13 protein-coding genes are annotated in these 14,805 nt (G+C 49.9%); 4 read left to right on the plus strand and 9 right to left on the minus strand.

The window, feature by feature from the left end:
- Window positions 1-218 precede the first annotated feature (218 nt).
- Window positions 219-923, plus strand: coding sequence for a riboflavin synthase subunit alpha (locus tag KDM87_RS00380; protein ID WP_212677276.1), 705 nt, complete (start codon window positions 219-221; stop codon window positions 921-923).
- Between the two features lie 138 nt (window positions 924-1,061).
- Here the strand turns inward: KDM87_RS00380 and KDM87_RS00385 are convergent, their stop codons facing one another.
- Window positions 1,062-1,952: an EamA family transporter gene (locus KDM87_RS00385; protein ID WP_212677277.1), complete on the minus strand. Its 891-nt coding sequence runs from the start codon at window positions 1,950-1,952 to the stop codon at window positions 1,062-1,064.
- 92 nt (window positions 1,953-2,044) lie between these two features.
- On the opposite strand from KDM87_RS00385, the gene KDM87_RS00390 reads away from it, so the two are divergent.
- Entirely contained in the window at window positions 2,045-2,557 is a 513-nt protein-coding gene (locus tag KDM87_RS00390; RefSeq protein WP_212677278.1) for a MarR family winged helix-turn-helix transcriptional regulator, read from the plus strand.
- A gap of 124 nt (window positions 2,558-2,681) precedes the next feature.
- Here KDM87_RS00390 and KDM87_RS00395 read toward each other — a convergent pair whose 3' ends face one another.
- A complete protein-coding gene (locus KDM87_RS00395) occupies window positions 2,682-3,140 on the minus strand; it encodes an Lrp/AsnC ligand binding domain-containing protein (protein WP_110254407.1) in 459 nt (152 codons plus the stop codon).
- A 151-nt stretch (window positions 3,141-3,291) separates the two neighbouring features.
- Between KDM87_RS00395 and putA the strand changes: the two genes are divergently transcribed.
- Entirely contained in the window at window positions 3,292-6,951 is a 3,660-nt protein-coding gene (putA, locus tag KDM87_RS00400) for a trifunctional transcriptional regulator/proline dehydrogenase/L-glutamate gamma-semialdehyde dehydrogenase (RefSeq protein ID WP_212677279.1), read from the plus strand.
- A 170-nt stretch (window positions 6,952-7,121) separates the two neighbouring features.
- Here the strand turns inward: putA and KDM87_RS00405 are convergent, their stop codons facing one another.
- The 6 genes from KDM87_RS00405 to glpK form a co-directional block, all read right to left on the minus strand.
- Entirely contained in the window at window positions 7,122-7,592 is a 471-nt protein-coding gene (locus KDM87_RS00405; RefSeq protein WP_212677280.1) for a GNAT family N-acetyltransferase, read from the minus strand.
- 270 nt (window positions 7,593-7,862) lie between these two features.
- The gene (locus KDM87_RS00410) at window positions 7,863-8,390 is read right to left on the minus strand and encodes a DUF2059 domain-containing protein (RefSeq protein ID WP_212677281.1); all 528 of its coding nucleotides are present in this window, start codon (window positions 8,388-8,390) and stop codon (window positions 7,863-7,865) included.
- A 1,022-nt stretch (window positions 8,391-9,412) separates the two neighbouring features.
- The gene (locus KDM87_RS00415) at window positions 9,413-10,483 is read right to left on the minus strand and encodes a hypothetical protein (RefSeq protein ID WP_212677282.1); all 1,071 of its coding nucleotides are present in this window, start codon (window positions 10,481-10,483) and stop codon (window positions 9,413-9,415) included.
- A 13-nt stretch (window positions 10,484-10,496) separates the two neighbouring features.
- Window positions 10,497-11,711 carry a BtaA family protein gene (locus KDM87_RS00420; RefSeq protein WP_212677283.1) on the minus strand — a complete coding sequence of 405 codons (1,215 nt, stop codon included), beginning with the start codon at window positions 11,709-11,711 and terminating at the stop codon, window positions 10,497-10,499.
- 125 nt (window positions 11,712-11,836) lie between these two features.
- Window positions 11,837-12,235, minus strand: a complete 399-nt coding sequence (locus KDM87_RS00425; protein WP_212677284.1) for a hypothetical protein — start codon at window positions 12,233-12,235, stop codon at window positions 11,837-11,839.
- Between the two features lie 210 nt (window positions 12,236-12,445).
- The gene (gene glpK / locus KDM87_RS00430) at window positions 12,446-13,915 is read right to left on the minus strand and encodes a glycerol kinase GlpK (RefSeq protein ID WP_212677285.1); all 1,470 of its coding nucleotides are present in this window, start codon (window positions 13,913-13,915) and stop codon (window positions 12,446-12,448) included.
- A gap of 103 nt (window positions 13,916-14,018) precedes the next feature.
- On the opposite strand from glpK, the gene KDM87_RS00435 reads away from it, so the two are divergent.
- Window positions 14,019-14,297, plus strand: coding sequence for a hypothetical protein (locus tag KDM87_RS00435; RefSeq protein ID WP_212677286.1), 279 nt, complete (start codon window positions 14,019-14,021; stop codon window positions 14,295-14,297).
- A gap of 41 nt (window positions 14,298-14,338) precedes the next feature.
- On the opposite strand, the gene KDM87_RS00440 is transcribed toward KDM87_RS00435, so the two are convergent.
- The gene (locus KDM87_RS00440) at window positions 14,339-14,779 is read right to left on the minus strand and encodes an FKBP-type peptidyl-prolyl cis-trans isomerase (RefSeq protein WP_212677287.1); all 441 of its coding nucleotides are present in this window, start codon (window positions 14,777-14,779) and stop codon (window positions 14,339-14,341) included.
- Window positions 14,780-14,805 lie beyond the last annotated feature (26 nt).

Below are 14,805 nucleotides of genomic sequence, written 5' to 3' on the forward strand. Positions count from 1 at the left end.
AGCTAGCGGATTAAATATGCGACTATCCGTGTAGCTGCATCTGTACTTGCAATTCGCCTTACAATCACGGCTGCTCGCCAATTTTCTATTTACTAAGGACTTACACAAAATTGTCCCTGCAAGGCGCGGCGCCGAAGACAGTACTTTAGTACGGCCAGGTGCCACAACGCTGCAGGGGCGGTTTTGCGTAAGTCCTATTACTTTCGATTGTTATCATCATGTTTACAGGCATCGTACAAGGCATCGCCCGCATCGCAAGCATCAACGATAAACCGGGCTTGCGCACATTTCAGATTGAGTTTCCCGATGGCTTTGCAAACGCACTGGAAATCGGCGCCAGCGTTGCTGTTGATGGTGTTTGCCTGACCGTCACGCAATTGCATGGTGAGCGTGCCGCAGACTTCGATGTGATGCAGCAAAGTCTGGCAATCACCACTCTCGGCAGTTATGCCGAAAACAGCCGTGTCAACGTTGAACGTGCGGCCAAAGACGGTGCTGAAATCGGCGGACATCCTTTATCCGGGCACGTTGATTTCACAGCGCACGTCGCCCAGATCCGTGAACTGGAAAATAACTATGTGATCCGTATCGCGGTTCCGCCAGTCTGGTTACGTTATATCTTCGCGAAAGGCTATATCGCCATCAATGGTGCCAGCCTGACGATTGCTGAAGTCAACCGCGATGAAGCCTGGTTTGAAGTGTGGCTGATCCCGGAAACATTACGCATGACGGTATTTGCAGAGAAAAAAGTGGGTGCTGCACTGAATATAGAAATTGAGCGCAGCACTCAGGTGATCGTCGATACCGTACGCAATATGCTGAGTGAAACGCTGGGCCCTTTGCTGCCAGCGCTCGAATCACTGCTGCAACAACAAGGTGTCAGCAGCGCACATTTGTTGAACAGTATCAAAGCAGAAAAATGACACGCCAAACGCATTTCATCTGTGGCGGTGAAATGCGTTCTTTCCGTTCATGAGGAAGCTGTTGATGAAGCTGTTCTACAGAAAATCCACCATCACACTAATTGCGGGAAAAGTAGAACAAACGCAGAGCAAACACGACTATCCCTTTTTTTTCGGCGCTGCAGGCTTACTCAGCCATTGCACTGCAAGGATGCTGAACAGCACCATCAATAATCCGGCCAACGATAAGCCGCGTATTGTTTGTCCAAGAAAAATCCACCCCAGTAATACTGCAGTCAAAGGACTAAACAGTCCCAGCGAAGATATGGCCACTGCCGGTAAGCGCGCAACACCGCGGAACCACAGAACATACGCCAACAAAGCACCAATTACACACAGATACGCATACCCGGCGATATTCACGGGCATCAGTACCGGTAATGGCGGATCAAACACACAGGCAAGTGGCAGCAAGATTAAGCCACCCAGAAGCAATTGCCATCCGGTGAATGCCAGCACTGGCAAAGCAATGTTCCAGCGCCGCGATAAATAAGTTCCCACTGCCATACAGGCCGTACCTGACAGCGCAGCTGCAATGCCAACCGGATCCCAAACGGAGCCTGGCCCCAGTAATAATGCAGCCATGCCGAGAACGCCGGTGATCGCGGCGAAAATCACTGCTATCGCCGGTTTGCGCTGATCAAACACCCATACCAGCACGATCATCAGCAATGGTTGCAAGGCACCGACAACAGCCGCTAAACCACCGGGTAAGCGATATGCAGCAACAAATAATAAAGCCTGGAAAAATCCTATATTCAGTGCGGCCAATATCAGTAATCTTGGCCACTCAGAAAATTGCGGAAGACGACGCGTCATCAGCAATAGCAAAATACCGGCGGGTAGCACCCGTATCAGCGCTGCGGTAAATGGGCGATCCGGTGGTAAAAATTGCGTAGTGATGATGTACGTACTGCCCCAGATCACCGGCGCGAGTGCAGTAATTAATATGTCGCTCCATGCGACAGCGTTCACGGAAAATTTTTTCATTATTTATCTTGAATTGAAGATAAATAATCTTATCATAAAGAAGATGATCATAAGATATATAATCTTGATATCAAGATAAAAGGAGAATATCAATGAGCAGAATTCAGTCAGATGCTGTCGACATCCTATTAGAACAATGGCACCAGGAAAGACCCGATCTGGATGTCAGCCCAATGGCAATTATTGGCCGACTCGGACGTTGTACAGCGCTGCTACGACCGCAGCTGGACGCGACCTTTGCAGAATTTAAGCTCAGCGCCTGGGAGTTTGATGTGCTGGCGACACTGCGGCGTTCAGGTAAGCCATTTCGCCTGACGCCAACGGCCTTATTTTCCAGCATGATGATTACCTCCGGGACGATGACGCACCGCCTGCAAAGTCTGGAAAACCGTGCGCTGATCAAGCGTCTGCCAAACCCGGCCGATGCCCGCAGTATGCTGGTGCAATTATCCGCCAGTGGCCTGAAGCTGATTGATCGCGCTGTCGCTGCGCATGTGGAAAATGAAAGACGGATACTGGCACCGCTGAAAGCGAGCAGTCAGGCGGCGCTGAACGCGCGTCTGACGGAATTACTTGCAGTGCTTGAAGAACTTAATCAGCAATAACAACCCAGCATGAAAATTGGCCACCTGATGCAGGTGGCCAATATTTTTTACAGCGTTTGTATGTAGCGGGTGTTACTACCGTTGTGACCTCATTACCGGCGTAATACCGGCAACAGCAAGCCACTTATTTGATCGGCAAACAGCTGGTATTTTTTACTTCTTCCATCACGGCGTAGGTATGCGTTTCACGTACACCATTTAATTGCAGCAAGGATTTACCGAGAAAGTCGCGGTAGGCGTTCATGTCTTTTACGCGGGCTTTGACCAGATAATCAAAACCACCGGCAACCATGTGACATTCCAGTACTTCGGGAATTGCCTGCACGCCGCGGCGGAACGCATCAAATACATCGGGAGTGGTTCTGTCGAGCACAACTTCGATGAACACCAGCAAAGCCACATCCAGCAGATGCGGATTGAGTTGTGCTGTGTAACCAAGAATGTAGCCGGACTCCTGCAATTTACGCACGCGTTCGAGGCAGGCAGCCGGGGATAGGTTAACCCGCGTCGCCAGTTCTACATTACTGATACGGCCATCGTTTTGTAATTCGGCCAGAATTCTTTTACTGATTTTGTCTAGCATAAGAAGTCAAAAATTGATCAGAGTGGTGATTAATAATATTCGGGAATATTTTCTCACAAAAAAGAAAATTTCGATATGAGTTCTATTTTCCAGAATTAATCATTGGGCAGCGTCGATACAATGAAATCATATTTGTTTTTATTATTTCTATATGACTGCGACCTCTGTGACTACATCTACACCCCCGTTTGCGGCACTGCATGCCGAGCTGTTAGTGAATATCAGCCCACTCAGAAATGCAATTACCAAGGCTTACCGTCGCAATGAAAGCGAGGCTGTGCAGTATCTGCTGTCACAAGTTAATTCTTACCCCTCGTTACAAAATAATGTTGCAGAACTTGCGCAAAAATTAGTCAGCTCGGTACGCCAGCAACGTACTCGTGCTTCCGGTGTCGATGCGCTGATGCATGAATTTTCTTTGTCTTCCGAAGAAGGTGTCGCACTGATGTGTCTGGCCGAAGCGCTGCTGCGCATTCCTGACCATCAAACCGCAGATCGCCTGATTGCAGACAAAATCAGCAAAGGCGACTGGGCAAAACATCTGGGCGAATCGCCGTCGATGTTCGTCAATGCAGCAACCTGGGGTTTGCTGGTCACAGGCAAGCTGGTAGCAACTAATAGCGAACAAGGCCTGGGTGCGGCGTTGACGCGTCTGATTGCCAAAGGCGGCGAACCTTTGATTCGTAAAGGTGTGGATCTCGCTATGCGCATGCTCGGTAATCAGTTTGTCACCGGGCAAACCATAGAAGAAGCGCTGAAAAACAGTCAGGAAAATGAAAAACGCGGTTACCGCTATTCGTACGACATGCTGGGCGAGGCCGCTCTGACCGCCAAAGATGCAGCCTATTATTATCAGTCTTACGAAACCGCGATCCACGCGATCGGTAAAGCCTCGAATGGCCGTGGCATTAAAGATGGCCCGGGCATTTCTGTGAAATTATCGGCCTTGCATCCGCGTTACTCACGCGCACAACGCGAGCGCACGATGACGGAATTATTGCCGCTGCTAAAAAATTTATTGCTGCTGGCAAAGCACTACAACATCGGTCTGAACATCGACGCGGAAGAAACTGACAGGCTGGAGTTATCGCTCGATCTGATGGAAGCACTGGCGTTCGATCCCGACCTGAAAGGATTTGAAGGCATAGGCTACGTAGTGCAGGGTTATCAGAAACGCTGCCCGTATGCGATTGATTATCTGATTGATCTGGCGCGCCGCAGCGGCAGCAAATTTATGGTGCGTCTGGTGAAAGGCGCATACTGGGATGCGGAAATCAAACGTGCGCAAGTCGATGGCATGAGTGATTTTCCGGTCTACACACGTAAGGTCTATACCGATTTATCGTATCTGACCTGTGCGCAACACTTGCTGGCCGCGACTGATGTGATTTATCCACAGTTCGCCACACATAACGCGCTGACGCTGGCAACGATTTATACCTGGGCAAAAGAAGCAGGTGTCACGGATTATGAATTCCAGTGTCTGCACGGCATGGGCGAAACTTTATACGATCAGGTGGTCGGTAAAGATAAACTGAATAAGCCTTGCCGTATCTATGCGCCGGTCGGTTCGCATCAGACTTTGCTTGCCTACCTGGTGCGTCGCCTACTGGAAAACGGCGCCAACTCGTCGTTTGTGAATCAGATCGTCGATGAAAGCGTCTCTATCGACACACTGATCGCGGATCCGATTGCGATTGCGCGCGAACTCGGTGGTAAACCGCATGCCGGCATCGCTTTGCCACGCGAATTGTTTGGTCATGAACGTCAGAATTCTGCCGGTCTGGATTTTTCGAATGAAAGCACACTGCAGGAATTATCGGCACAGTTCACCGCCGCTGCTAATCAATTCATCGTTGCCACGCCATTATTGGCGAATGATAGCAGCGCCAGCGAACAGCGCGATGTACGCAACCCGGCCTGTCTGTCCGACATTGTGGGCGCAGTGATTGAAGCCAATACGCAAGACGTGCAACAAGCCTTGTACACGGCCGAACACTACGCACTGGAATGGCAAACGACTGCCCCATCAGTACGTGCGGCATGCCTGAAAAAAGCGGCTGATTTACTGGAAGCAAACACAGCAGAATTCATGGCACTGGCCATACGCGAAGCGGGGAAATCGCTGCCGAATGCGATTGCAGAGGTCCGTGAAGCGGTCGACTTTTTACGTTATTACGCAGCACAGGTTGAATCACACGCCGATACCAAAGCACTCGGTCCGGTAGTTTGTATCAGCCCGTGGAATTTCCCGCTGGCGATTTTTATCGGCGAAGTCAGCGCAGCGCTGGCGGCAGGTAATGTGGTGTTGGCGAAGCCAGCAGAACAAACGCCTTTGATTGCTTATCGCGCGATACAGCTGTTACATGAAGCGGGCATTCCGCGTGCTGCTTTACAGTTTTTGCCCGGAACCGGCGAAGTCGTCGGTGCGCAACTGGTGGCAGATGCGCGCGTCAAAGGTGTGATTTTTACTGGCTCGACTGAAGTTGCGCAGATCATTAACCGCACCCTCAGCAAACGTGCGGTTGCAGAAGGTATCGATATACCGCTGATCGCCGAAACCGGCGGGCAAAATGCAATGATCGTCGATAGCAGCGCCCTGCCCGAACAAGTCGTCAACGATGTCTTGACCTCTGCGTTTGACAGCGCAGGTCAGCGTTGTTCTGCACTGCGTATTTTGTGTCTGCAGGAAGATATCGCTGACAAAACGAGAGAAATGCTGCACGGTGCGATGCAGGAATTGCGTATCGGTCAGACCGATAGGCTGGTAACGGATATCGGCCCGGTGATTGATGCAGAAGCACAAAACAATTTACAACGGCACATCAACGCGATGCGCGACCTGGGTAAATCGGTATTCAGCCTGCCCTTGCCGGAAAGCTGCCAGCAAGGCACCTTTATTGCACCGACCGTCATCGAAATCAGCAATCTGGCCGAACTGCAAAAAGAGGTATTCGGTCCGGTACTGCATATTTTGCGCTTCCGCCGCGACCAGTTGCCTGAACTGATTGATCAGATTAACGGCACAGGCTTTGGCCTGACGCTGGGCGTGCATTCACGAATCGATGAAACGATCAATTTCATCACCAGCCGCGCGCATGTTGGCAATATTTATGTGAATCGTAATATCGTCGGTGCGGTCGTCGGTGTGCAACCGTTTGGTGGTGAAGGTAAATCTGGCACTGGCCCGAAAGCGGGCGGTCCGTTGTATCTGAAACGTCTGCAACGCACACCGGATATCAGCCTTGGCGGTCACACTGTTTATGAGCGACAAGAACCGGCTGCGCTGAGCACCTTACTCGTGTGGGCAAAAAACCAGCACATGCAGGAACTGGGCAATCTTGGTGAACAATACAGCCACCAGACGCCGTATAAGATCACGCAGGTGCTGCCTGGTCCGACAGGCGAACGCAATACTTTATCGTTTGTACCGCGTGGCCGTATCTATTGCGCGGCCAGCAGCCTGCCGTGCCTGTTGAATCAGCTTGCAGCGACACTGGCAACCGGTAACACTGCGGTGCTGCCACAACAGGCATTGATGCTGTTGCCAGCCAGTTTTCCGGCTGAACTGCGGCAGCAAATCATCAGTGCTGAGGTGCAGGATTGCGGTGCGCAGATCGCATTGGTCGAAAGCAGCTTGCTGAATATTTACAAACCGGTGTTTGCGGCGCTTGATGGGGCGATTGCATCCGTGATCGAAACTACGCATGCGACTGAGATTCCACTCTGGCGTCTGGTCACAGAACGGGCTTTATGCGTCAACACGACAGCTGCGGGCGGCAATGCCAGCCTGATGGCGATGGCAAGCTGATTACGGCCTGTTCATATGTAAAAAAGCCCGCTGATGTGCGGGCTTTTTTTTCGCTGCATTTGTTCAGAATGTTGTGCAGTGCTTTGATCTTTACTTTGCTTTCTACTTCTCTGCTTTTTCTCTGCTTTGCAAATACGTCGCCTGAGCCGTTTTTAGCGCCGCTGGCAGCCTCAGGACAAGCGATAGCGTCCACGTACCAGAAACTGTCCAAATCCCTGGCTAAGCCAGAATGCAGATGCCTGTGCATCTTTGCTGAGCCAGTTGACTTCGATACTGCCAAGTTTCTGCGTTTCTGCATACGATCTGGCCGCAGCAATCAGTTTTGCGCCCAGTCCGCGCCGCCGCTGTTGCGGATGCACATCCAGATCCAGCAGGTATAAATACGGTGTTTGCTTAAATTCTGGTTCGGGGATCGCGATTTTTGCGGTCAGATAGGCCAGTAAGTTTGCTGTGCTGGCATCGAAAATCCCCCAGCCTACACAAGCTTCAGAGGCCAGATCGGCCCCAATGATCGTCACGTAGGCTTGTTGCGACACTTGCGGTAAATAAGCGGCTTCTGTTTTTCCACTTTCAACCGCGCCCATCAGCCAGAGACCGGCAATATGTAGCGCGTCGGCGGCATCAAGTGGTCGTAAATACATAAATTCTCAGAAAAATAAACCTATGCAACCGTTCAGAAGCAGTGCTCAGCAGGTAAAAAATACTGGGGGGAGTATATTTTAAAGCCCAGTATTGACGCTGAGATTAGGGCTGAAATCAATGATACTCCCCTGAAATGCATAAAAAAATGAAATAAATCAGGTGTTTTTTTTGACGAAGATTTTCGCCGATATCAGCAGAAAAAAAACGAATCAATAAAACAAAGTTAGCTATATTTAAATAGAATTAAACAAATTTTAAACAAAGATAAATCATTTTGATGATTTTTTCTTTTTGTCGATATTCGCAAATTCTTCGTTTAATTCTTTTTGAGCCTGTTTCACTTTTTCAGCCATCGGCTTTAATTTCGCCTGCATTTGCGTCATGGTTTGCTGCATGATTGCCGGAATTTTTTGCACATAGGCTTTGCCGGCAGGCGATTTATAAAATGCGGTAATACCGTCAACGTCTTCCTGTGTCAGCGAATTGGCATAGATGCTGATCAGCATCGGTTCCATTTTTTCCCAGGACAGTTCTTCTTTTTGAATGACAATCATTTTTTCGCGGAATTTATCCAGCGCTTTTTGCTTTTCTTCATCGATTTTCGTACTGCTGGCAGCGTCTCGCATGATGCCGGCAGTCATATTGTCAATTTGTGATTGAACCGATTGCAGTAATTCCTTGCTTTGCGTTGCCTGCAATAACTCTTTGATCGACGCATCGGTCGGTGCAGCAGCGTGCGCTGTTGCGACAAAAAGACTGAACGACAGGCTAAGCGACAAGGTATGCCAAAGTTTCATGAATATCCCCAGAAAAAAAACGAAGCACCTGCAGGAATGCGGTGCTGGATTTCTAAGTAACGGATTCTAAAGGAAATTTTTGCTTGTGGGGGTTTCGGTTTTTTTGCCTGTGGATACCTTTAAAGATAATAACTTTGTATATAAATAGTAGTAGTTGTTAACGCTCTTCATCGGCTGTGGATAAGTCAGTAAACGTCCACAGAATCAATTGTTTAAGCAATTGATAAGGCGGTGCAAAAAGTCTGTATATCCACAGGACAAAATTGGGATAGAAAAGTATCCGGTCTGCATTTACTTGTTTACGCACAATGTATGCAGTGGATATCAGTGCGCTTATCCACAAAAATATTTTCAAAAATCGTGGCTTTTCTGTCTTTTTGCGCCTGTTTTGATAAAAAAATGGTTAGCAAGAATCGTGTTTTACATTGGCATACGGTTTTTGTGGGCAAAAGAACTGACTTTTCAACATGCGCTTATTCATTTTTGCGACGTACAAAAAAAATCAGCTGTTCTTTCAACATGGATGGCTGTTTTTTTAAGTCATTTGGAAACAGGATCAGATTTATAAAATTTTTATATTTAAATCTGTTTGTGGTTTGCGATGAGCTGGAATTTTGAAAAAGATTCAAAACCGGTTTACTTATATAACTTAGTTTATATATACATAGTAGTGATAGTTAACGACGCGATATTTTGTGGATAAGTCCTTATTTATTCACATAAACAAAGACTTAGTGGCTGTATATCTGTTCTGATAAGCCTTGTATCGTTTGATGATAGTTTTGGGATAAATAAAAACCTGGGGAAAAGTCTGACGGTTTTCCCCAAACGATACTGTGGATATGCATAGCCTTATCCACAGGGTTTTAACTCTGATTTTGCATTAATTCTGCGTTGATTTTTGCGCTTGTTGCTGTTTTAGCGGATCTGCATTGAGCTTTATTGCTCGTAATTGTTGTCTTTATTTTTATTCCGGTCTTCAGTAAAACGGCGATGGTGCGTTGTTGATTGATGTCGATTGCTTATGAAGAACGATAAACACATTGCTGAAACAGCGCAGAGAACCATCGGTTGGCGATTTTCTGATGAGCTTGCAGGTGTTGATCGTAAATGGCGGTATATTCAATGGCGCTATGACTGCAGTCGGGAGCGATTTCCAGCTCAGCACTGCAGTGCATGCGCAATTGTTTTTGCTGCGCTTCCCGTACGAATAAGTCATGCAGCAGGCGTTCCGGCTTTACTGACAAGGGCAAGTGTTGATCCCACGCCATTAATGGGGCAGTCAGCCAGCCGCTGTCTGTTTGCGTATAGGTTCCGAGGAGGCCAACCCAGCGTCCTTGCCAACGCAGGCCAGTCAGTTCGACAAAGCCGGTTTCCAGACATAACTCAAAAAATGCGAAACTAAAATCTGTTTGCAGGTGATGGCTTTGCTTCGCTTTGTGCTGCAGATACAGCGCATACAGTTCAAGCAGATCGCTGTTTGTGAGCTGATCCTGATGAACAACCTCAATGTCAGGCTCTGACCATACACCGGCCTGCAGACTTTGCTGCGGGTCTGACAGGACAACGCGACGTGTCGCTATCATTTTCCAGCCCTGATTGCGCAGATGCTGCATCAGTTGCGGGCAAACTTCAGCGCTGAGATGCGGCATCATCAACGGACGCTGCGGATGTGCTGTCTGCAATCGCGTTGTCATTTGCTGGATATCATCGGCATCCCATGCGGGATACAAATTGGTCGGCAGCAGATAATTGGCAACAACGGCGGCCTGATCCAGTTTGCCGGTGTGCATGAGCGCCGATAGCGGGCCATACACCAGGCAGGACAAGGCATCTGCGATGCGGGCGGTGGCTGACGTCGATAGCTTCAGGCGCTGACGATAGGCGCGCAGTAAAGCAGAACGCGGGCTGGACGCGGCGCATTCATGCCAATCGCTGTGTTCAAGCAGGCTGACGGGATGGCTATGGCCGCCAAATTCTATGGTCTGGATCTGGCAATGGGCATTACTGACCCAATGATTGCCGCCGCGCGAACGTGCGGTCAGCAACCAGAGAGCATCAGCCACCAGACGCGGTGGGATGGAAGTATTCAAATCAGGAAAAGACTCAGTTTTTTTGATAAAGATGCATGCCGCCGTATATGGCCGAACGGTCAATCGCGTGCAAAGCACGGTTATGTCCGGTATCGGTATGCCATGTGGATAACAATGCTGTTGGTAATGCCGGTTCCAATGGCGATGACTGTCCAGCGGTACGGAACACGACTCTGGCACCGGGGGCGGCAGTGCGGTTGACTTCTTCCCACAGACTGATGAGTTGCGATTGATCCATCCAGTCTTGTGCATCGAGGAAAATATAGGCATCCATCGAAGCACGTGGCTGAGTGCGCAGGAAATCAGTCAGCGTCAGATGGTGTGCATGCAGGCGGTCGATATTACGGCGCAGGCTGAAAAAATGGGCCTGTTGCAGATACATGGGCAAGGCGGCCTGACGCCGTATGTCATAACGTCGGCCAAACGCCTGTTGCGCGAAACAATTCTGATCGAGTGGAAAATCGCAGGACAGGTGCCGCATTCTTTCTTTGAATAAGACATGCAAGCCTTCTCCGGCATCTTTTTTCAGTGCCGCGAATTGTGAAAGTGGCACACCGAGGCTATACAGCGCCAGGGGTTGTTGCGCCAGCAGTTTAAACAGACTGCTGTCAAATACCGGGGCAATATAATGGTCAAAGATTTCGCGTTGTTCCTGCATGTTGCGAGCTTCCAGCATTTTGCTCATGTCGCCGCCCAGCAATCTGACAAAGTTGTGGGCAACGCTGATGAAGCGGCCAAGCAAACCGTGTTGATATGCCTGATCGGTAAAGTAGTGATAGCGAGGCTTGCCAGTGATCGTGCGGCTTTCCCAGAAGTGACTCGCATCTTCGGATAAATGCTGACGGATATGACGTTTATACCGTTTCAGATTATCCGGATGATTCGCGTCTCCGAGATACGCCAGCACGGCATCATAATCGGGCAGATGTTTGATCGCGGTCTGTTTGATGTTGAGCATCGCCAGGTGCGCGCCATTCAGATCAACGGCATGCACAGCGGCCGGTTCGGCGGATAAATACGCCAGCGCATTACAACCGCCGGAAGAAATCGTGACGATGTTGGCACCGGGATGTAATTGCAGCGCCTGCAGATCAGCTTGCGGGTCTTCCCAGATCTGCGCATGAACCAGGCGGCTGAACCAGTGCGCGAACAGTTTGTCAGCGATGCCTTTCCGACCCTGGGTCGTCGAGTTAAACACCGCGCTGGCGATCAGTGCTTTGCTGGACATATTGTTCTCCGATTATCGTTATGGATAAAGGAGACTGTAGGCTGGGCAGGTGACAGGCTGGTGACAAGCAGATGAAGTTTTGGTGAAAAACGAACAGCGATAGCGGCGTTTCACCAACGGTGAGCTCAGTTTTCTTTGCTATGCCGTATAGATAAACGACGGCGGCGGGCAACGATGAACAGATACAACTGATACGCAAAATAGAGCGAGGCTAAGACGGGCATCGATGCGACCAGAAAAAACAAACCACCTGACAGCGGCACCGGGCCAGACCAGACTTGTGCGGCAGTGATCGGGGCAGATTCTTTTTTCTTTTCCGGTTCCGGCATTTTCGGCGTATCGATCACTACACCGGTCGTTTGCTTTGGTAAATCTTCCGGCGCAACGACGAACACCGATTGCGAGACGGATGGCGCGACTGATTGTGACGTTGGTGCAGCTGGCGCTGATGGAGCGGTATCAGCAGCAAAGACTGAGACGCTGAATAATTGCATTGCCAGAACCAGAGCGCACTTGAGTTTCATGAGTGGGGAGCAGTAAAAAATACAGAGAAATATTAAATGGCGAGCATCAAATGCCGCATTAATCGCAGGTGAAACTTTGCTGCATTCCGCAAAACGAAAGCAGGTCCGGTTCGTTCATCGTCATTGCCGATGACGAACCAGCCTGCATTTTATCCATAAACCGTGTTGACGGTGATGTTATCGACGGCTTGCTGGTTGAGACGGTGATGCTCAGCGTACCCGACCGACAGCGACTTCCCATTCAGCCATCAGCGCTTGTGCCTGCATGCGGCTCATGGTCGGGATAAATTGTCTGTCCATGGTCCAGGTTGCTGCACATTCATCCTGATTCGCAAAAATACCGACACCGAGTCCGGCCAGATACGCTGCGCCCAGGGCGGTGGTTTCCGTTACCTTTGGTCGGATGACGGGAATGCCGAGTAAATTTGCCTGAAATTGCAGCAACAGATTATTGGCAGCCGCGCCACCGTCAACGCGCAATTCTGTGATTGGTGATACCGCATCTTTCACCATTGCCAGCAACACGGCGGTACTTTGAAACGCAATCGATTCAAGCGCTGCCCTGGCGATATGGGCAACTGTGCTGCCGCGGCTCAGACCGACAATGGCGGCTTTGGCGTCGGCCACCCAGTATGGTGCGCCAAGTCCCGTGAATGAAGGTACAAAAACCACGCCGCCGGAATCCGGCACGCTGCTGGCGAGTTGTTCTACATCGGTGGAACGTTGTATCGCCTGCAGCCCGTCGCGCAGCCATTGGACAACGGCTCCCCCAATAAAGACGCTGCCTTCAAGCGCATATTGGCTGGTGACGCCCGTCTGACAAGCACTTGTGCTGATTAAACCATTGTGCGATGTCGCCACTTGCGCACCCGTGTGCATCAGCATGAAACAACCGGTGCCATAGGTGTTTTTTGCCATGCCTGGAGTAAAACACGCCTGCCCGAACAGCGCTGCTTGCTGATCACCGGCAATACCGGCGATGGGAATGGCGCTGCCGAGTAAACCGCAAGTGCCAAATACATGGCTCGATGGCGACACTTCGGGCAATACCGCAGCCGGAATATCAAACAGATCAAGTAATTCCTGATCCCACTGACCCTGATGAATATTCAGTAGCATGGTGCGCGAAGCATTTGTGATATCGGTCACATGCAGTTTGCCTTCGCTGAGTTGCCACGCCAGCCAGGTATCTATCGTGCCGAATGCCAGTTCGCCGCGTGCCGCCCGCTGGCGTGCGCCGGGAATATGATCGAGCAGCCATTTGAGTTTGCTCGCCGAAAAATAGGGGTCGAGTATCAGCCCGGTTTTTGCCTGAATTTTTTCCGCATAACCCTGCGCGCGCAGTTCTTCACAATACGCGGCAGTGCGGCGGTCTTGCCAGACGATCGCATTGTACAAAGGCTGGCCGGTTTTTCTGTCCCATAACACCGTGGTTTCGCGCTGATTCGTGATGCCGATGGCGGCGATGTCATTCGCCTGCAAACGAGCATTGCGCATCGCTTGCTGACAAGTCGCAAACTGACTTTGCCAGATCTCGTTGGCATCATGTTCGACCCAGCCCGGTTGTGGAAATATCTGACGGAATTCTTGTTGTGCCGAGGCGACTATCTGACCCTGTTCATCGAAAATAATACTGCGTGAACTGGAGGTTCCCTGATCAAGTGCGAGCAAATAAGCCATTGATGATCCTGCCGTAAGGAAATTGAAAAAAGATGTAAAACTTTAGCTGAGACAAAACCATTATGTTATTTTGCTAATAATATAAAAAACAAAAGGTCAGATTGTGGCGGGAATCATCAGCTTTTCATTATCTTTATTGGTGATGCTGTTATTTGCGGTGGCGACTTTGCGTCGGTCACGTTTGCTAATGAATTTTTCTTTTGCCGTGATGGTATTGTCTGGCCTGGTTAACTGGTACCAGTTTGTGTTTCCCCAGGGTTTGGAACCCTTGTTTTTTATCGGCACACTGGTCACCGTGCTGGTGGTTTCTTGTTTTTTTTATGCGGTGTATACGTTCGATCCACCGCAGTCGGAACCCCGACAAACCAGCGACCGGGAATAAACGTGTTCAGCCAGGAAAAACGCCAGCAGAGCTGGCGTTTTTTACTTGATTCCGACTAATTCCACGTCAAAAATCAGGGTGGCATTCGGTGGTATGACGCCACCAGCGCCGCGCGCACCGTAAGCCAGTTCCGGCGGAATAATCAAGGTACGTTTGCCGCCGACTTTCATGCCGACAACGCCCTGATCCCAGCCTTTAATGACCTTGCCGGCACCGAGAGTAAAACTGAATGGTGGTCTGCCGGATGAGCTGTCAAACTGGGTTCCATGTTCTTTCGCCGCGAGAGGATCGTGCAGCCAGCCGGTGTAATGGACGAGGGCGGTATTTCCCGCCGCAATTTCTTGTCCTGTACCGGTTTTTACGTCGATTTTTTGCAGGCTGCTACTGACTGTGCTGGTATCACTTTGCATCTGTGCCGTGGCAATATTACCCGTGAAAAGAACAGACAAGCCGAATGCGGCAACTAACAGACGAGATTTCATCACTAAAACATCCTTTTAGAGTAAGC

The sequence above is a fragment of the Cognatundibacterium rivi genome (genome assembly GCF_018139565.1).
GTDB lineage: Bacteria > Pseudomonadota > Gammaproteobacteria > Burkholderiales > Burkholderiaceae_D > Undibacterium > Undibacterium rivi.